The organism is Microbispora sp. NBC_01389 (assembly GCF_045040095.1).
GTDB lineage: Bacteria > Actinomycetota > Actinomycetes > Streptosporangiales > Streptosporangiaceae > Microbispora.
Genome location: NZ_CP109552.1, coordinates 3,131,292 through 3,150,053, shown reverse-complemented (window position 1 = coordinate 3,150,053; position 18,762 = coordinate 3,131,292). Strand labels below are relative to the sequence as shown.

Below are 18,762 nucleotides of genomic sequence, written 5' to 3'. Positions count from 1 at the left end.
ATGATCCCCGCGATAGCCAGCCGGATCCCGCTGGTCCGCCGGCCCAAGGCGGCCGGGTTACCCCTGGCCGAACGCATCAGCCACCTCACCGAGCTGACCGTCGAGCCCGCCAATGCGAGCCACCGTGATCTGGTGGCCCGCGCCAGCGGAGTCCTCAACTACGCCGCGCTGATCGCCTCCGACGTCGGGATGCCGGACCTGGCCGCGCAGCTGTGCTGGAGGCAGCACCAGGTCTTCGCCAAAGCGGGCAACCTCACCGGGGACATCGCCGTGATGGCACTCATGCCGCTGGTGAACATCGCCCGGCTGCTGATCCGTGAAGGTGACGGCGAAGGCGCCTACGACCTGCTCACGCGGCTGTACCGCGCTGCTCAGCGGCGTGGCACAGCCGAGATCCGTAACCACAACGTCGATCTCTCGGCGTTGATCGACACGGAGGCGGACCACCGGAAGGTCTGCGAGGAGCTGTGGGTCACCGTGCTCATCGACGGCGCCAGGGCCTTGGCGCGGATCGGCCGCTGGACCGAGGCCGCCGAAGCCATGGCCGCGCATCGCGGCGTCGGCAATCGCCTCCTCGACGGCCGTCAAATCATGATCATGTCACTGATGGAACGCGGCCTCGACGAGCAGGCTCGCGCCACGATCGAATCCACCGTCCCCGCGGAACCGTGGGAGAACGCCATCGCGGCCCTCCTGCGCATCTGCTGCCGCCCAGCGATGTCACCAGCGCCGCAGCCGGAGCTGGAGCATGCCCTGCAGGAGGCACTCGCTCTGATCGCCCCGCCCGACCCCGCGACCGCGACGTTCCAGGCTCGAGTCGGACTGACCGCACTCGACCTGGCCCACGATCGGACCAGCCCCTGCCCCGCCCTTCTGCGGGACGCCGTCGTGGACGTGGCCATCCTCGACGCCTACGCCGCCCGCGACGTCCTGAACCACCACCCGGTCTGCTCCCGCCTGGCCAGTGAGCAACGACAGAAACTCGACGACGTGCTCACCGCATCAAGGCTCGGTGCCGGGAAGCTCTCACCTGCCCACATGCACGCTCTCACCACAGCCGTGGACACGGCCGAAGTGACACTCCGCGGGCTTCTGTGACCCGCTCACGGCCTTGGCGCGGCTCTCGTTGAGCCACACCTCACGCAGGCAGGGTTTGCCGTCCTCAGCGTGGACACCGTCACGCATCACCACACGAATGACTGGCTATCTATCACGCTGTTCGCCCGTCCCCGCGACGTACAAGCAACGGAGTGCGAGATGCCGCGCATTGCGCCGCACCCACCTGTGAGCTGCTCACGCACAGAGACGAACGTCAGTGAACTTCCGGGTCCGGCCTACTTCCCGGCCTCGGCGGGCAGGAGCTCGGGGCGGGGGTGGCGGATGGGGGTCAGAGTCGCGCACAGGGCGATCGTCAGACAGGAGATCCCGGCCGTCATGCAGACGACCGCGACACCGTAACGGGCGGCCCCCCAGGTCAGCAGGGCCGCGCCGATCGGACCGAGGGCCGCGTGGATGGTCCAGAACGCCGCGGTCACACGTCCCAGCAGGCGATCGGGGCTCACCTCCTGCCTCAGGGACATGGAGCAGATCCCGGCGATGCCCCTGCAGAAGAGGAAGACGGTCGCCAGCACCGCCACCGTGGCGACATTCGCGGACAGACCGATGAACGAGATGGCGGCACCGCACAGTGCGTACGAGCCGATCCAGCAGGCGCCGAATCCGAGGGACCTGCGTGCGAGCCCCGCGAAGGCGGCGGCGACCACCGACCCGACCGCGGCGGATGCCAGCACATATCCGGCCGCGCTGTCGGGCTGCCCGAGATCATGCTTCAGGTGGAAGATGATCAGATCGGTCAGGCCGAGGGTGAGGAACGTCAGGAACGACAGGAGGATCGTCAGCGCCCGCAGCGCCGGATGCCCCCAGAGAAACCGCGCGCCCACCAGGACGTCCTTCCATCCCGCCCGCGCCGCCGGCGCGTCCGCGGTGGCGCTCCGCGGCCGGGGCCGTACGAAACACAGGCCGACGGCCGACACGGCGAAACTTGCCGCGTCCGCCGCGATCGCGGTGGACGGGCCGTACGCCGCCGAGAGGAGACCGGCGAGTACGGGTCCCGCGACGCTCGCCATGGAGTGCGTCCCGTAGAGACGGCTGTTGGCCTTCATGATCTGGCCGTCGGCGACGAGGCCGGGCACGACGGCGACGTATGTGACCTGGAAGACCATCCCCAGGGCGGCACCGATCGGCACGACGACGTAGAGGAGCCAGACCTGCGGGGAGAAGATCCAGACGAGCGGGACAAGCCCGTAGACGAGCGCCCGGACGACGTCACACGCGATCAGCAGGGCCCGTCGGTCGACCCGGTCGGCCAGCACCCCGGCGAAGATCCCCGAGAGGATCGACGCCGCCCCCGCCGAGCCGGTCAGCAGGCCCATCTGGACGACGGAGCCTGTCGCGTGGAAAACGAGCAGCGGCATCGCCAGAATGGAGAAAGAGTCCCCCATGACGGACAGGGTCTGCACGCTGAGAAGAACGCTGAAGTTCCGGTTCTTCCAAAGTGTTCGGGGTTGCTCCCCCGCCGCGTCTCCGGCCAACGGCTCTCCCCCGACAGGTCTTCCCTCGGCTTCTGCCACCGGGGCCGATCGACCGATGTTCCGCCACCCGCCCGGAGGGGGAGGAACCAGTATGTACCTGGCTAATGCCCAGGAACCTGCTGGCATCCCACACTTCGCACGGACAGGACCAGCGATCGTTTCGGATGCGTCCCACAGTGCATGCCGTACGGACCCATCCATCGAATCGGGCGGCTCAGGACACCACGCATCTCGACTTCAGGACTATGGAGATCCGGAATGTCGTCGCTGAATCCCATGCAGGACGGGCTCGGTTTCGAGCAGATGCTGTCCGAGGCCTTCAAGGTGGGGCTGGATCTGCCTCCGGATACCGACGTGACCACGTTGGCCTTCGGGCGACATCGACACTGGGATTCCCTGGGCCACATGTCGCTCGTCATCACTCTTGAGCAAACCTTCGGGGTATCGCTCGGCGAGGAGGACGTGCTGGAGATCGACAGTTACGCCACCGCCGCCGCCGTCCTGAAGTCGAAGGATCACGCCGGCCCATGAGACCGGCGCTTCTGCAATGGTTGGACCGGCCACCGTCCGGCACGGCCCTGGTGGACAGGCGCGCCGGCCGGAGCTGGACCTATGCCGAGCTCGCGGCCGATGTCCTCCGGAAGAGCGCGGCCATCCCCAGCCGGCGTAAGTCCCTCGTGGCCTGCCTGTGTCATGCGGACGCGCGGTCGGCCATCGCCTATCTCGGCGCGATGGCGGCCGGCCACGCGGTCATGATGCTCGACGGCGCCGCCGACAGGAGCGCGATCGATCGTCTACTGGATCTCTACCAGGTCGAGTTCCTGCTGGACGGCGACGGCTGCGAACGGCTGCGCAGTCCGGACGGGCCCCCCGTGGACGACGAGCTGGCGGTCCTTCTCGGCACGTCAGGAAGCACCGGCAGTCCCAAGTACGTGAGGCTCAGCCGGCACAACGTCGATGCCAATGCCGCCCAGATCACCCAGATCCTCGAAATCGACGGCGACGAGCGGGCTGTGCAGGCCCTTCCACTGCATTACTCCTATGGGCTTTCGGTCCTCAACTCCCACCTGCTCGCGGGGGCGTCGGTGGTGTTCCCCGGCGCCAGCATCGTACGGCCACAGTTCTGGGAGGCCATGAGGGACAACGCGTGCACGTCCCTGGCCGGTGTGCCCTACACCTACGCGATCCTCACCCGGCTGGGCTTCGAGGAGGCCGGCCTGCCGGACCTACGGACCCTGACCCAGGCCGGCGGCCGCATGGAGCCTGACACGGTGCTCCGCTTCGGACGCCACATGACCGAACAGGGCGGACGGCTCGTCGTGATGTACGGACAGACCGAGGCCACCGCGCGGATCGCGTATGTGCCGCCCGACCGGCTGCTGGACAAGCCGGACCGTGTCGGCGTACCGGTTCCCCGCGGCCACCTGTCACTCGCCGACGACGGGGAACTGCTCTACGAGGGACCCAATATCATGCTGGGGTACGCGCGAGGGCGCGCGGATCTCGCCTCCGGCGATGTCAACCGCGGCCGGCTCGGGACAGGTGACCTCGCCGACGTCGACGACGAGGGTTTCTACTCGATCGTCGGCCGTAAGCGCCGCATCGCGAAGCTGGGCGGTCGGCGCGTGAACCTCGACGAGCTGGAAATACTCCTGGTGACACATGGCCGGGTGGCTGCCCTGGAGCTGTCGGGGCGGCTGGTGCTGGTGCGGGCGGCAGGTGACGCGACGACATCGGGGCGTGAGCTGTCCCAGCACGTGGGCGAGCTCATCCGCGTACCGACACGTTTCATCCACGTCGTCGGCGTCGACCGGCTCCCGATGACCGGCACCGGGAAGATCGACTACGGAGCGCTGACAGACGAGCTGGCGACCGGTCATGAGTGATATCGGTTCCGCGTCGGTATCTCTACCGTGAAGCAGGACGACACCATGGAACACGACGAGATCGAGCGACTGATCCAGTCGAGCAGAAGAGTCATCGGCTGCCTGGCCCCCGATGTCGAGCCGGGAGTCGACGTGGCGAGTTGGATCAATGTCAGCCGGTTCGTCGACGCGTCAGGTGACGACAACCCGCTCTACCTCGATGTGCGGTATGGCGCGGGCTCGGTCCATCACACGATGCTCGCGCCCCCGACGTTCGTCCTGGCGGTCCGTGCGCCCGCCTCGGCCGGCGTGCTGGACCTGATGGAGCACCGGCTGACCGGCGCGCTGAGCTCGTTGCACCTGAGCTGGGACGACACCGTCCGGCTGGGGGATGCCCTCGCCGGGAGCGTCTGCGTGAGCGACGTCAGCCGGCACCTCGCCGCGGCGGGCCGGGCCCGCGTCCTGTCCACCGTCGAATATCGGCGCAACGGTGTGGGGTTCGCGCGCGGCTGGGCGGAGGTCGAGGTCGCCCCGCTCGACAAGGACCGTTCGTTGTTCTCGCACCGCTCGATCCACCGGTACGAGCCCGCCGACGTCGAGCGGATGGCGCGGGAACTGGACACCGAACAACCCTCCCGTGGCGCGGTCCCGCGCTTCTGGAGCGACGTCGCCCTGGGGGATTCGACACCGACCCTCCTGAAGGGTCCGCTGACGCTGGCCGACCTCGAACTCTGGGTCTTCGCCGAGGGCCGCCCCGTGCGAGCCGGCAACCTGCACCACGCTCGCCTGGCCGAGCTCAAGGGACGCCGGGCGGCGAATCCGGTCACCGGGTGGCCGACCTGGGACATGGCCGAGAGCTCGCTGGATTCGGCGGCCACGGCCCCCGACGGGCCCAGCGCGCCCGGAGGCCTGCTGTTCGCGCTCGCCGGCCAGCATGTGACGCACTGGATGGGTGACGACGCGTTCCTGCGGCAGTTGAGCGCGCGCATCATGCGGCCCTTCCGCTACGGCGATGCGCTGTGGCTGACCGGAACGGTCATCGACCGCTACACGGCGACAGACGAGGGGAGGACCCGTTATCACGCGATCACTCTCCGGGTGATGGGACGGAACCAGCTCCACGAGCCCGTTGTGGAGGCCCACGCCGTCGTGTTCCTGCCGGACCACGGGAAGCCGGTCAGGCTCCCCGTACGGGGAGGACTTACCGGCGACGCACCGCGGGAGAACTGATGCAGACGTTCGACGAAGCACTGGCGGAGTTCATCGAGCGAAGCAGGCGCCTTCTTCACAGGGAAAGCCCTGAAGACCGCCCGCCGCCGCATCCTGCTCCGCCCTTCGATCCCGACGCCGTCCCTGTGCCCAGCGCCCTGATCCTGACGGAGGATCTGATCCGGCGTTACGCCTACGCCATCGGCGAGGACAACCCGCTCTACACGGATCCGGCCTATGGGGAACGGTCCTGGCTGGGCAGTCAGATCGCCCCTCCGACCATCCTCATCCACGTCCGATTCCCGGCCGACCATGGCGCGCAGCGACCGCAGGGATATCCCGTGGCGAACTTCCTGTCGGGGGTGGCGTGGGAGTTCTACGACGTGCTGCGTCCCGGGATGCGTTTCACCTCGTCGAAGATCCCCCGCGAACTCGTCGTCACCCATGGGCGGCAGGGGAAGGTCATCTTCCATCATTCCGAGAACTTCTACTGGACCAACTACGGTGCGCTGAAAGCGAAGGCCTACGGACGCCTCATCCATCTGCCGGTGGAGCAGATGGGCGGGACTCGCGTGATGCCGGTCGAGCGACTGGGCGAGCGGATGCTCTACGACCGCGAGCCCCATCACTACTCGTCCGCCGAGATCGAGAAACTCGGCGAGGCGCTTGAGAAGGAGCAGCGTCGTGGCGCTCACGTCTTGTCCTGGGAGGAAGTCGACGGAGGCGAAGAGCTGCCGAACATCGTGCAGCCGCCGTACACCGTCGGCGACGCTTTGACCTATCAGTCGCTGGACCACGGGCTCCTCGCCGCCCTGGACGGCACGCGCCTGGTGCGTGCGTTCCGGCCCGCCTACCGGCGCTCTCGCCAGAACCCGGCCTTCGCCCGGACCCATCCCGTGACCGGGTGGCCCTACACCCCCTACGACGAGCACGAGGACAGGCATCTCGCGCCCTATCGGTGCCAGCCGCTGCCCTTCGACTTCGGCATCCAGCGCGCGCAGGCGCCGATCCGGCTGCTCACCAACTGGGCGGGCGACAACGCGTTCGTGCACCGCATGTACACCACCATGCGCAGGCCGATCTTCTACGGCGACGCGGCGATCTACAAGGGGAAGGTGATCCGCAAGTACGTCACGAAGAAGACGGATGCAGCGGGGCGAACCGTGCCGTACGCGGCGGTGGCCGTCGAGATCGTCGGCCTCAACCAGCGCGACGAGGTTCACTGCCTCGGTTACGCGACCGTGTTCCTGCCCTCGGCGGCCATGGGTCAGCCGGTCCTGCCGGTTCCCCACACCGACCCTCCCGAGTATGTGCCGTTCGACACGCACCGCCGAGCCGGATGGTACTAGGGTCGCGACCCCCGGCTTCACCCGGACGAAGCGGTGTCCGGAGTGGTGCGTCGCGAGGGGCAGCGGACCGACCGGCACGTCCGTGATCCCCGACAGGGCGTGCGCGGCTGCGCGGGCCAGACGGGCTGACGGCGCGGTCAGCGGAACACGAGGTCCACGAGCCGGGCGGCGGCGTGCCCGTCGGCCGCCGGGCGGTACCCGCGGAGGAACGCGCCCAGCGCGTCCCGGTGCTTGTCCGCGATCTCGTCAAGGTGGGTGAGCGCCTCGGCCACCTCGCCGGCGTCGCGCAGCGTCGGGCCCGGCGCCTCGGGATGCAGGCACAGGTCGTGTGGCGCGCCGGGGTGGAGGAGCATCGGACGCCCCGTGACCGCGAACTCGGCCATCGCCGCGACGTCCCCGGTCACCAGCACGTCGGCGGCGAGGAACAGCTCCTGCGGATCCGGATGGCCGGTGACGTCCACGACGCCGCCCGCCCCTCCCCACGATCCGCGTCCTGGGTCGGTGGCCCCACCGGAGGCCCCACCGGAGGCCCCGGCAGGGAACCCGGCGCAGGGCCTGGTGTGCGAGCCGTCCGTGGAGCGCGCGTAAGGACGGGCGGCGGCCGGTGACGGCCTGCGGACCAACAGCGTGCAGTCGCCTGGGAGGGCGGCGGCGAGGCGGCCGGGGTCGAGCGCGACGTGCTCCCCCGGCGCGTACAGCACGACCATACGGCCGTCCGGCAGGCCGAGACGGCGCCGCACCTCGGCGGCGCGTTCGCGCGCGCCCGGGCCCACGAGAAGGTCGTCACCCGGCAGGCCGGTCTCCAGCACCTCCCCCTCGAAGCCGAACGTCCGCCGCAGCCACGGCGTCCACCAGGGACCCGGGCTGACGAGGTGAGTCCACTGGTCCGCCCCGAAGCCACCGCCGAAGCCACCGCCGAAGCCACCGCCGAAGCCGTCCGCCGCGCTGTCCGCCGCGCCGGGCGGTCGCCCGGCCACACGGCCCGCGACGCCGCCTTCCGCACCGGCCGCGAAGCCCTCGGCACCGACCGGCCATCCGTGTGCGAAGCTTGCGACGCCATCCCCCGGAATGGCCACGGAGCCCTCGGCGCAAGCCCTCCGTCCGGCCTCCGGACTGGTCGTGGAGGGCGCGGCGAGGGCGAGTGTGGTCGCGGGGCCCTGCCAGGTCTGTACGACCACCTGACCCGGCCTGCGTTCGAACCACGGCGGCAGCGGCGTGTCGATGACGATGTAGCGGCACCGGGCGAGGGCCTCGTAGTGCTCCCGCCCCTGCGTCCGCACCGGCTCGACGTCGTCCGGGAGGGCGACCTGACCATCCCGCACGCTCCACAGCAGCGGCAGGTCCGTCCCGCGCCGGCGCAGTTCCTCGCACACCGCCCTCGGACTGCCGCCGAAACGGGTGCCGCCTCCCCCGTCGAACAGGACGGCGTCGCGTAGCGGCCGTCCCCGCATCTGCGGGTACGTCCGCGTGCGCAGCGTCCGCTGGGCCTTCTTTCCCCGCTCGTCGGCGGTCAGGTCGCCGCTCACCGTCAGCACGGCGCGGCCCCGGCCCGGCACGACGATCCCGAACGTACGGCGGGCCGTCTGGTGGATCGCGGGCACGTCGGTGTCGAACTCCAGCGGCAGGTCCACCGGCTCGGCCCGCTCGATCTGCCCCAGAGGCTCCAGAGGCACAGTCGGTTCGACGGGCACAATGGGTGTCAGCGGCGCGAACGGCACGACCGGCCGCAGCGGCCCCAGCGGTTCCGGCGGGACCGGCGGGACAGGCGGGACAGGCCTTCCGGCGGCCCCGGCCGATGCCTGCGAACCCGATGCCAGCGAACCCGATGCCAGGGGGTCCGATGCCAGGGGGTCCGGAACCGGGCGGGCGCGGACCGACAACGCGTACCGTCCGCGGGGCAGCGGCAGCCGCCCGGCGGGGCCGGCGACCTCCTCAGGCGTGAGCCGCGCCCGGAACCGGGTGCCGGAGCCCTCGATCGGCAGCGACCACTCGCCGTAGCCGGTGACGACGGGGTCGAGCGCGGTCACCACCAGCGCGGACACCTCGTGCGGCGCGGCGAACCCGCCCTCGATGAGCAGTTCGCCCCCTCCCCCTCGCCCAGCCGGCAGCCACTCGGCGAGGTCGGCGTACGCCGCCATGGGCTGGTCGCGCAGGACCAGGCCGCCGGTCCGGTCGCGGCACATGACGATCTCCCGGCCGGCCGGTCCGGCCAGGCCGTACCGGCCGAGCGGCACATCGTCGGCGGCGGTCACCGGCGTCGCCTCCCCGCCCGCGGCCCGCACCTCGACCTCCCAGCACGTGTACGGCACGGCGACCTCCGGCGGCACCGTGTGCCGGGACGCGGGCAGCAGGTCGCGCAGATCGATCACGGCCTCGAACGTGCGCCGGTCGACGTTCACGGGGTACGTGCGGGGAATCCCCCCGGGACGCCGGGTGACCTGGAGCACCGGGCACGGGCCGAGGTCGTTGACGACGTGACCCACGAGCCGCAGGCGGCCGTCGCGCACCTCGCCGGTGACCACCCGCGCGGTCTCCCGTACGGCGCGCAGGACCAGGTCGCCCGTCTCGCCGAGCAGCGGCGCGACGTAGTGGTCGGGGCCCACGCTCCGGTAGCCCGCCTCCTCCACCACGGCCGCGGCGGCGTGCGGATCGGACAACCGCCCGCGCCGGACGACCCCCCTGTGGAGAACCCGCAGCTCTACGTGCCACCGCCCGAGCCGGCCCGGCCTGGCGAGCACCCCAGGGTCGATCGAGAGCCGGAAGCCGCCCCAGTCCCGTTCCGCGCCCTTCGCCGTCACCCGGGCCCTGGTGACGGCGGCCGGGACCCGGATCCGGCGTCCGGTCCGTTCGTGGACGAGCGCGGCGAAGACCTGCTGGTGGATGCGCCGGGTCGGGCGGAGGTACGGCGGGGCCGTCCGGCCCTCGACCACGAGCACGCCGTCCTCCCACCGGATCGCGTCGACGCGGTGCCGGGGGACGAGTTCGTCCCTGGCCCTGGTGACGGCGGCCGGGATGTCACGCACCGGGTCACGCACCGGGTCGCGCACCGGGTCGCGCACCGGGTCGCGCGCGAGGGTGATGTTCAGGTGGTGGCCGCCCATCCGGCGGACGAGCCGCCGGTCGGGCTCCACCTCCCGGTCCCAGGCGAGGACGTCCAGCAGGCCGGCGAGGCGGCGTTCCCGCACCAGGTGCCACTCCACCCGCCGCAGGGCGGGCAGGTCGTCGAGCACGCATGACGCCACCTCGTCGAGATAGCGGCCCGCGAGGTCGAGGAAGCGGTCCTGGAAGGCGGGGGACCCCTGGTCGAGCACGTCGAGGAAGTTCGTCAGGTCGGCGTCGAGAACGGCGTGGTCCCAGGCGTGGATGTGCGCGGTGAAGTTGTGCTCGCTCAGGAAACGGCGCACTTCGGTGACGGCGGCGAACCGGCCCTCCAGATGCCCGGCCCGCGTCTTGTCCTGCGTGATCGACAGGGCGACCGAAGGAGTGGCCGAAGGGCCGCCGCCCTCGCGGCGCCGCCAGAGGTAGACCGGGGCGGGCAGCACGTCGGCCGACCGCGCCAGGAAGTGGGCGCGCAGCGCCACCGCGATGTCCTCGTACAGCACGCTCTCGGGAAAGGCGAAGCCGTGGGCGTCCCAGAACGAACGGCGCCAGAGCTTGTTGGTGACCAGGCGGTCGCGCAGCAGCGCGTGCCTGCGGGTGATGTGGGTGGCGTCGGCCGCGTCGGCGAAGACGGGCCGGTGCATGGCCGACTGGCGGGCGCCCCGGCCGTCGAGCCGCAGCACGTTGCCGGTGGCGAGGTCGGACCCGGTCCGCTCCAGGGACGCCAGGAGGTATTCGAGGGCGTGCGCGGGCAGCAGGTCGTCACTGTCGAGGAACATGAGGTGCTCCCCGGTCGCGTGCCGCACTCCCGTGTTGCGCGCCGCGCCGAGCCCGGCGTTGGCCTGCCGGACCAGCCGGAACCGCGCGTCCCTCGCGGCGAACCCGGCGGCGATGGCGGCGCTGCCGTCGGGCGATCCGTCGTCGACCATGACGACCTCGACGTCCTCCCAGGTCTGCGCGGCGACCGAGGCCAGGCAGGCGGCGAGGTACGGTTCCACGTCGTAGATCGGGACGATCACACTGATGCGGGGCACGGGCGGTCCTTTCGCACAAGGGCGCGCAGGCGCCGGCGCAGCAGGCGGGCGGTGCGGCGCAGCGGCCGCGCCCCAAAACGACGGGCCCCAAAACGACCGGACCCGAAACGACCGGACCCGAAACGACCGGACCCGGAACGACCGGACCCGAAACGGCCGGACCCGGAACGGCCGGAACTGCCCCCGGCGCCCGGTGGCGCACCGGAACCACCCGTCCAGGCGCGGCCGGGACCAGGCAGGGTCCCGCTCCCGGCGTTCCCCGTGCTCCCGGCACCCGTGACACCACCGGTGCTGCTCGCGATCTCCGCACTCCCGGCGGGCAGGAGCCCCCACTTGTCGCCGGCGTCCCACACCGTGCCGAACATCTCGTGGATCAGGTCGCCGAGGTCGTCACCCGGCCGGGCGCAGCGGCGGGCGCGGGTGACGGCGGCCGTGCGCTCCAGCCGGGCGTGGACGACCTCGCCGTCCTCCCGTTCGTCCAGCGCGAGGGAGACGATCCCCAGGCGCCGCCGGTCGGCGTGCTTGACGACCGCCCCGATGGTGCCGCGCGACGGGACCCAGCCCGGCGGGCAGTGGAAGCGGAACGGCACCGGGAAGGCGTCGTCCGGTACGGTCTCCCGGAACCGGACGCGGGGTTCCCCCTCGTAGCAGGCCAGCATCAGGCGCAGGTCGAGCGACGGATCGCCGAGGGGGTCGCGCCGCCCGCCGCGGAGCCGTCCCCACGGCCCGGTCACGGTCACCCGCACGTCCGGCAGGCGTCCCGCGAGCACGCCGTCGACCGTCGCCCTGACCTCCTCGAAGGTGGCCTCCCCCGCGTCGACCACGACCTCGATGTACGGCACGAGGTAGGCGCGGTGCGGGTGCCTGCGCAGCCAGCGGAAGACGGGCACGCGTTCGGCGAGGTAGGGCCAGTTGTGCCGCTTCACCTCCGGCTCGCGGCGCATCACGGTCGAGCGGCCGAGATGCCAGCAGCGGGCGCCGCGGTCGGGCACGAAGACGGCCCCCGCCTGGGCGAGCCGGTAGCCCAGTTCGGTGTCCTCGCCGAGAACGAGCGACGCGTCCAGGCCCCCGGCGGCCCGCAGCAGCGCCGCGGGCAGCGACGCCGTCGCCCCGACCATGACGGAGAACGCGGTGAAGCCCGCCGCGCGCAGGTCGTCGGTCTGGTCCCAGCGCGCCTCGGTCCACTGCGGGGTGGTGTCCTCCTCGGCGAACAGCTTGTCCACCGCGCCCGCCTCGACGGCGGCGAGCACCTCGCTCGCCGGGATCTCGTCCAGGCCCGGCACGAACCTCAGATGCCCGAGCACGACAAGGTGGTCCGTGAGGTGGTGCCAGCGCATCTGCGCCTCGACGTGCTCGGGGAACAGCACGAGGTCGGCGTCGAGATAAAGGATCACCTGGCCTTCGGCCGCCTCCGCCCCGGCCGCGCAGGCGCTCGCCCTCCCCCACGCGCCGGCGCGCGGGCGGACCACGCGCAGCCGTTCCGGCACCGGCCAGGCGGACGGCACGCTCCAGTCAGATGGCGCGGTCCAGCCGGATGGCGCGGTCCAGGCGTCGGGTGAAGGCCGGGCGTCGGGTGAAGGCCGGGCGTCGGGTGAAGGCGACGGGGCGGGCCGCTCGCCGTCGTCCACCACCACGACCTCCGTCAGGTGGGCCGGGTAGGTCTGCCGGGCCAGGCTCGCCAGCGTCAGCGGCAGCGTGTGCTCCGCGCGGTGGGCGGGGATGACCACGCTCACCGTGAGCGTGGGGGTCCACTCCCCCGGCGCCGGCGGCTGCCCGAGCACCCCGTAGTCGTTGAGCGGGATGCGCACGCCCCCCGTCACGTCCTCACCTCCGCCCGCCATGGGGCACCGTCCTTCATCAGTCCGTTGAAGACCAGCCCGCGCCACTGCTCCTGGTAGGACGCGAGGAACGACTGCACCGGCTGCCGCCAGGTGTGGCCGTACGCGCTGCGGCGGCGCAGCAGGTAGCCGAACCCGTGGGTGCGGTAGATCCGGCCGCCCGCCGCCTCGACGGCCTGCAGAAGCTGGCCGTCGACCGTCCTCGGCAGCGGCCGGAAGCCGCCGGCCGCCTCGAACGCGGCCCGGGTGACCAGCATCGTCCCCCCGGCCACCAGCGGCGCGAAGCGCTCGGTGCCGATGCACCGCCTGATCGTCACGTTGAGTTGCTCCAGATAGACGAACTCCGCGGCCGACCCGACCAGGTCGGCGCCGCTGTAGAGCCGGGCGAGCAGGAGATCGGCGAGGTGGTCGGGGCCGTACCAGTCGTCGTCGTCCACCTTGGCGAGGTAGGACCCGGACGCGGCGGCCGCCATCCGGTTCAGGACCTCGCCGAACGGCGTCGTCGCGGGCGCCTCGATCACGGTGACCGGCAACGACGTGCGGGGAAGCGGCGCCTCCCGCGCGGTGAAGCCGTGGAGCCCCACGATCAGTTCGGCCGTCACGCCGCGCTGGCGCTCCATCTGCTCCACCGCGAACGGGAGCATCTCCGGGCGGCGGGTGCAGAGCAGGATCGACACCCGTGGCTGCGGCGGCGCGGACAGGCCGGACCCCACGGCGAGCCGCCGCCAGCACGCGGCGGAGCCGTGCTCGCGCAGCGCGGTCCTGCGCAGCCGGATGCTCATCTCCTCGCGGCGCAGGTCGCACGCGAGCGCCTCGGTGGTCACGGTGGCGAGGACGGCGGCGACCGCGGAGCCGAGCGCCTCGTCGCGCGCGGGGTCGGGCTCGGCGAGCACCGGGACCCCCGCGGCCGCCAGCGCGGCCACGACGCGCGCCATGACCGGCGCGAGCCCGGCGGACGCGGACCCAGCGGACGCGGACCCAGCGGACGCGGACCCAGCGGACGCGGACCCGGCGGACGTGGGCCCAGAGGATGTGGACCCAGAGGATGTGGACCCGGCAGAGATGAGCGCTGCGGACGTGGGCACCGCGACCCCGCGGACGTCGCGCAGGCGGGCGATGTCCACGTCCGTGACGCGCCCGCCGGGCGGCAGCCGTACGAGAGTCGCGGAGCCGCACATGACGGCGAACCCGTCCCGGTGCGGCGTGAGCTCCGCGACCCCCTCCTCGGGATGCGGCCGGAACCCGATCGGGTTGACGACGGCCTCGTCCACCGGCGGGACGCGGGAGGCGCCGGCGCGCACCGGCAGGTCGCAGCCTGGGGCGTCACGACGGTCCGGCACCGGGCCGCCCGCGGGCGCGAGGGTGGCGTTGGCGTCGCCGGGCCGCCAGTCGGCCGTGCCCGCGCCCAGCAGCCCGGCCACCGGCGTGGTGGTCCCGGCCGTGCCGAAGAGGCCGTACGCGACGTGGGCCAGGATCTCCCCGGCGGCGACGGGCTCGGCGAAGGCGGCCTCCAGGTGCCAGCCGCGCCCGCGGCGGGCGACCCGCAGCCCGGTCAGCAGGCGCCAGCAGGACGCCTGCCCGGCGGCCGGGAGCGGCCGGCCCGCCCAGGGCGGCACGTCCGCGACGGCGATCCGCACGCGCGGCGCCCGCGGCAGCAGGACCCGCAGGGGCACGGCCCTGCGCAGGTCGGCCGGGGACCGCGCCGCGAGCACCACGCACCCCGTCTCCAGCACGGGCACGGTCTTCCGTGCGGACACCGCCTCCCGCACGCCCCCCGTCTTCCGCCCGCGCCCCGTCCCCCGGGAAGTCGCGGTCTCCTGCGAGGGCACGGTCTCCTGCGTGGGCGCGGGGACGGGAAGGTCCTCCAGCGGCATCCACGGGCCGGAGAAGCCCTCGACGAGGCGGCCGAGCAGCGACGGACAGGATTCGAACCCGATCCACGTCCCCCACGCCGACCGGGTGGCGGCTCGCCTCACCCGCCCTCCTCACGCTGCGCGGTTTCTCATCCGACCGGCCCAGCATCGCGAACCGCGTCCCCGGCGGAGCCGCCTTAGTCCCTTCCTTGGCCGAAGGTTTGCCGGCTCCCGGCACGGGAACCGGATGCCGGATTTGCATGCCCGAACCGGACTGGAGGGGAGGAAGTGGCGGCGGACGCGTTACGATGCCGCCTTGTAGATTTCCGAGGAGTACCCCCCATGGCCGTACGTCGTCTGATCCCCCTCGCGGTCGCGTGCGCTCTCGCGACGGCCGCCGCCCTCCCCGTCCCCGCCCACGCTCGCGCGGCCCGTGAGCCGTTCTGCGCGACCCACAAGTGCATCGCCCTGACCTTCGACGATGGTCCGGGTCAGTACAACCAGACGCTGCTGAAGACCCTCGCCAAGTACAAGGCGAAGGCCACGTTCTTCCTCATCGGCTCCGAGGTGAAGAAGCACCCGAAGCTCACCCAGGGCATCGCCAAGGCCGGCCACGAGATCGGCAACCACTCGTGGGACGGCAGATATCTGACCGAGCTCACGTACGCCGAGATCAACAAGAAGATCGGCGACACCCAGCGACTGATCACGAAGACGACCGGGAAAGCGCCGGTGCTCTTCCGCGCGCCCGGCGGGCTGCGCAACGGCGGCGTGGAGGAGATCACCGCCAAGTTCGGGCTCATCCAGATCCCGGGCACGTCCGCCACGAAGGACTACATCAAGGACTACCGGAACGTGGACCTCCTCACCTCACGCGCCCTTGAGGTGGCCGGAGAGGGCGAGGTCGTCCTGATGCACGAGACGGTCAAGGAGACCGTGGAGTCGATGCCGAAGGTGCTCAAGGAGCTGACCGCCCAGGGCTACCACTTCGTCACCGTGTCCACCCTGCTGGAGGGCGAGGAGCTCATCCCGGGACAGGTATATCCCGACCCGATGCGTGACTCGATGACGATGACCGTCGAGTGATCCGCCGGCCCAGGCGCTGGGCCGGCGACTCCACGAAGCGGTAGGTCAGCCAGCTCAGCGTGAGCATCACCGCGAGGTAGCCGAGCGCGAGGGCCGCCCGGCCGGTGTCCGGCACCGACTTCAGGTCCCCGACGAGCGCGTTGAGATACTTCAGCAGCGGATGGTGCAGCAGGTACACCGAATAGCTGATCAGGCCGAGCCAGGTCAGCACGCCGGGGACGCGCCTGCCGCGCAGCGCCATCCCGATCGCGAACGTCGCCCCGGCGAGCGCGATCGTCGTGATCCAGACGCCGGGCTGCACCCACCACCAACCGGCCTGCGCCGACCACACGGGCGCGGCGGCCACGAGGACCGCTGCGACCGCGACCGGGCCGAGCCCGGCCGTGCCCCGCTCCCAGCGGTACAGCGCCGTCCCCGTGAACATCACCGCGAGGATGGCCGCGCCGAACCACGGCACGAAGCTGCCGAAGAGCAGGAGCACGAGCGCCATCAGGCCCAGCGCGTACGCCGCGACGGTGCGGAACCGGCCGGTGATCAGGCAGGCCAGGCCCGCGACGAACACCACGCCGGCGACGACGGCCGGCCAGTGGCCGGGCAGCAGCGGCGCCGAGAGCACCAGCCCGGCGGCGACCGCAACCACCCCGAAGACGATCGCCAGCGTTCCGCTGCGCCGGTGCATCCCGCCCGCGAACAACGCGGTCACCAGCAGGTAGAAGACCATCTCGTACGACAGCGTCCACATCGGGTCGGCGACGGCGCCGATGTGGACGACGTCGAGCAGCATGCTCAGGTGCGCGGCCACGGCCGAGGGATGGCGGGGCACCTCCTGGCGCACCGGCACCCAGACCGCCATGACCAGCACGAAGGCGATCACCAGCAGATAGAGGGGATACAGCCGGAAGACCCGGCTGATCCAGAAGGCGCCGACGTCGCCCCTCTTCTCCAGGGACGCGGGGATGATGTACCCGCTGACCAGGAAGAAGACCAGCACGCCGTACATGCCGAGGCTGAACCAGTAGGGGCGGAGCGACGGCATCACCCAGGGCAGCGCGTGCTCGGCGACCACCGCCATCGCCCCGATCCCCCGCAGGGCGTCGAGCCAGGCCAGCCGACCGGCCCCGGCAGTGCGTCCGGCAGGGCGTCCGGCAGGGCTTTGGGCGGGGCTGTCAGCGGCGTGCGGTGGCGTGGTGCCGGGCCGCGGGGTCTCGCGCTCTGTGGCAGTCACCGAGTAACACTATCCAGCCACGCCGGATTCACACCGGTTGTTACTGGTCACTCCCATTCAATGGTGCCCGGCGGCTTACTCGTCACGTCGAGCACCACACGGTTGACCTCGCGCACCTCGTTGGTGATCCGGGTGGAGATCCGCGCCAGCACGTCGTACGGCACCCGCGACCAGTCGGCGGTCATCGCGTCCTCGGAGGTCACCGGGCGCAGGACGACCGGATGGCCGTAGGTGCGGCCGTCGCCCTGCACGCCGACCGAGCGGACGTCGGCCAGCAGCACGACCGGGCACTGCCAGATGTCGCGGTCGAGACCGGCGCGGGTCAGCTCCTCGCGGGCGATGGCGTCGGCCTCGCGCAGCAGGTCGAGGCGCTCGCGGGTGACCTCGCCGATGATGCGGATGCCGAGGCCGGGCCCGGGGAACGGCTGACGCCAGACCATCGCCGGGGGCAGGCCGAGCTCCTCGCCGGCCCGCCGCACCTCGTCCTTGAACAGCGTGCGCAGCGGCTCGACCAGCTGGAACTTCAGGTCGTCGGGAAGCCCGCCGACGTTGTGGTGGGACTTGATGTTCGCGGTGCCGGTGCCGCCGCCCGACTCGACGACGTCCGGGTAGAGGGTGCCCTGGACGAGGAAGTCCACCGGCCCGTCGGCGATGATCGCGCGGGCCTCGTCCTCGAAGACCCGGATGAACTCCCGGCCGATGATCTTGCGCTTCTCCTCGGGGTCGGTCACGCCCGACAGGGCCTTGAGAAAGCGCTCCGAGGCGTCGACGACCCGCAGCTTCACGCCGGTGACCTCGACGAAGTCGCGCTCGACCTGCTCGGCCTCGCCCTTTCGCAACAGGCCGTGGTCGACGAAGACACAGGTCAGCCGGTCGCCGATGGCCCGCTGGACGATCGCGGCGGCCACGGCGGAGTCGACGCCGCCCGACAGCCCGCAGATCGCCCGGCCGTCGCCCACCTGGGCGCGCACGGCCTCCACGGCGTCCTCGACGATGTTGAGCATGGTCCACGAGGGGCGGCAGCCGGCCGCCTCCAGGAAGTGCCTGAGCACCTGCTGCCCGTGCTCGGAGTGCAGCACCTCGGGGTGGAACTGCACGCCGTACAGGCCGCGGGAGGGGTCCTCCATCGCGGCGACCGGGGTGGCGGAGGTGGCGGCGGTGACGGAGAACCCGGCCGGGGCGCCGACCACCGAGTCGCCGTGCGACATCCAGACGGTCTGCGCGACGGGCAGCCCGGCGAACAGCAGGCCCTCCTGAAGGACCTTGAGCGAGGTCCCGCCGAACTCGGCGGCGCCGGTCCTGGCGACCTCGCCCCCGAGTGCCCTGGCCATGGCCTGGAAGCCGTAGCAGATGCCGAAGGTCGGCACCCCGGTCTCGAACAGGCCGTCCGGCACGGGCGGGGCGCCCTCGGCGTACACCGACGACGGGCCGCCGGACAGGATGATCGCCTTGGGCTTCCTCTCCAGCATCTCGGAGACCGGCATCGTCGACGGGACGATCTCGGAGTAGACGTGGCACTCACGCACCCGTCGCGCGATCAGCTGCGCGTACTGCGCGCCGAAGTCCACGACGAGGACGGTGTCGAAGTCGGACACTGGAAGGGACCCCCAGAA

At 71.8% G+C, this 18,762-nt stretch carries 12 protein-coding genes; 6 read left to right on the top strand and 6 right to left on the bottom strand.

Annotation, left to right across the window (positions count from 1 at the left end; genetic code table 11):
- On the top strand, positions 1 to 1,098 hold the full coding sequence (locus OG344_RS14400; RefSeq protein ID WP_405088644.1) for a hypothetical protein: 1,098 nt from the start codon (positions 1 to 3) through the stop codon (positions 1,096 to 1,098).
- A gap of 236 nt (positions 1,099 to 1,334) precedes the next feature.
- Here the strand turns inward: OG344_RS14400 and OG344_RS14395 are convergent, their stop codons facing one another.
- The gene (locus OG344_RS14395) at positions 1,335 to 2,717 is read right to left on the bottom strand and encodes an MFS transporter (RefSeq protein ID WP_405088643.1); all 1,383 of its coding nucleotides are present in this window, start codon (positions 2,715 to 2,717) and stop codon (positions 1,335 to 1,337) included.
- A gap of 132 nt (positions 2,718 to 2,849) precedes the next feature.
- On the opposite strand from OG344_RS14395, the gene OG344_RS14390 reads away from it, so the two are divergent.
- The 4 genes from OG344_RS14390 (at position 2,850) to OG344_RS14375 (ending at position 7,014) form a co-directional block, all read left to right on the top strand.
- Entirely contained in the window at positions 2,850 to 3,122 is a 273-nt protein-coding gene (locus OG344_RS14390) for an acyl carrier protein (protein WP_405088642.1), read from the top strand.
- Positions 3,119 to 4,477: an AMP-binding protein gene (locus OG344_RS14385; protein ID WP_405088641.1), complete on the top strand. Its 1,359-nt coding sequence runs from the start codon at positions 3,119 to 3,121 to the stop codon at positions 4,475 to 4,477. Before OG344_RS14390 ends, OG344_RS14385 begins: the two co-directional genes overlap by 4 nt.
- A gap of 27 nt (positions 4,478 to 4,504) precedes the next feature.
- Positions 4,505 to 5,686 carry a MaoC family dehydratase N-terminal domain-containing protein gene (locus tag OG344_RS14380; RefSeq protein WP_405088640.1) on the top strand — a complete coding sequence of 394 codons (1,182 nt, stop codon included), beginning with the start codon at positions 4,505 to 4,507 and terminating at the stop codon, positions 5,684 to 5,686.
- 125 nt (positions 5,687 to 5,811) lie between these two features.
- Complete coding sequence (locus OG344_RS14375; protein WP_405088639.1) at positions 5,812 to 7,014, top strand: MaoC family dehydratase N-terminal domain-containing protein; 1,203 nt, start codon at positions 5,812 to 5,814, stop codon at positions 7,012 to 7,014.
- A 137-nt stretch (positions 7,015 to 7,151) separates the two neighbouring features.
- Here the strand turns inward: OG344_RS14375 and OG344_RS14370 are convergent, their stop codons facing one another.
- Genes OG344_RS14370 through OG344_RS14360 form a run of 3 tightly spaced genes read right to left on the bottom strand, consistent with a single transcriptional unit; the run spans position 7,152 to position 14,961 of the window.
- On the bottom strand, positions 7,152 to 11,147 hold the full coding sequence (locus tag OG344_RS14370; RefSeq protein ID WP_405088638.1) for a glycosyltransferase: 3,996 nt from the start codon (positions 11,145 to 11,147) through the stop codon (positions 7,152 to 7,154).
- Positions 11,129 to 12,967, bottom strand: a complete 1,839-nt coding sequence (locus OG344_RS14365) for a glycosyltransferase (RefSeq protein ID WP_405088637.1) — start codon at positions 12,965 to 12,967, stop codon at positions 11,129 to 11,131. Before OG344_RS14365 ends, OG344_RS14370 begins: the two co-directional genes overlap by 19 nt.
- On the bottom strand, positions 12,964 to 14,961 hold the full coding sequence (locus OG344_RS14360; RefSeq protein ID WP_405088636.1) for a glycosyltransferase: 1,998 nt from the start codon (positions 14,959 to 14,961) through the stop codon (positions 12,964 to 12,966). Before OG344_RS14360 ends, OG344_RS14365 begins: the two co-directional genes overlap by 4 nt.
- Before the next feature lie 219 nt (positions 14,962 to 15,180).
- Here OG344_RS14360 and OG344_RS14355 point away from each other — a divergent pair, with 219 nt between their 5' ends.
- On the top strand, positions 15,181 to 15,924 hold the full coding sequence (locus OG344_RS14355) for a polysaccharide deacetylase family protein (RefSeq protein ID WP_405088635.1): 744 nt from the start codon (positions 15,181 to 15,183) through the stop codon (positions 15,922 to 15,924).
- Here OG344_RS14355 and OG344_RS14350 read toward each other — a convergent pair.
- Together OG344_RS14350 and guaA are read right to left on the bottom strand one after the other, a co-directional pair.
- On the bottom strand, positions 15,863 to 17,149 hold the full coding sequence (locus OG344_RS14350) for an acyltransferase family protein (RefSeq protein WP_405088634.1): 1,287 nt from the start codon (positions 17,147 to 17,149) through the stop codon (positions 15,863 to 15,865). The genes OG344_RS14355 and OG344_RS14350 overlap by 62 nt on opposite strands.
- Positions 17,150 to 17,196: 47 nt before the next feature.
- The gene (gene guaA / locus OG344_RS14345; protein WP_405088633.1) at positions 17,197 to 18,744 is read right to left on the bottom strand and encodes a glutamine-hydrolyzing GMP synthase; all 1,548 of its coding nucleotides are present in this window, start codon (positions 18,742 to 18,744) and stop codon (positions 17,197 to 17,199) included.
- Between the last annotated feature and the right edge of the window lie 18 nt (positions 18,745 to 18,762).

Bases quoted from the DNA above. Each gene is read 5' to 3' on its own strand.
- OG344_RS14400 (WP_405088644.1), top strand. From the start codon at position 1: ATGATCCCCGCGATAGCCAGCCGGATCCCGCTGGTCCGCCGGCCCAAG.
- OG344_RS14395 (WP_405088643.1), bottom strand. From the start codon at position 2,717: ATGCCAGCAGGTTCCTGGGCATTAGCCAGGTACATACTGGTTCCTCCC.
- OG344_RS14390 (WP_405088642.1), top strand. From the start codon at position 2,850: ATGTCGTCGCTGAATCCCATGCAGGACGGGCTCGGTTTCGAGCAGATG.
- OG344_RS14385 (WP_405088641.1), top strand. From the start codon at position 3,119: ATGAGACCGGCGCTTCTGCAATGGTTGGACCGGCCACCGTCCGGCACG.
- OG344_RS14355 (WP_405088635.1), top strand. From the start codon at position 15,181: ATGGCCGTACGTCGTCTGATCCCCCTCGCGGTCGCGTGCGCTCTCGCG.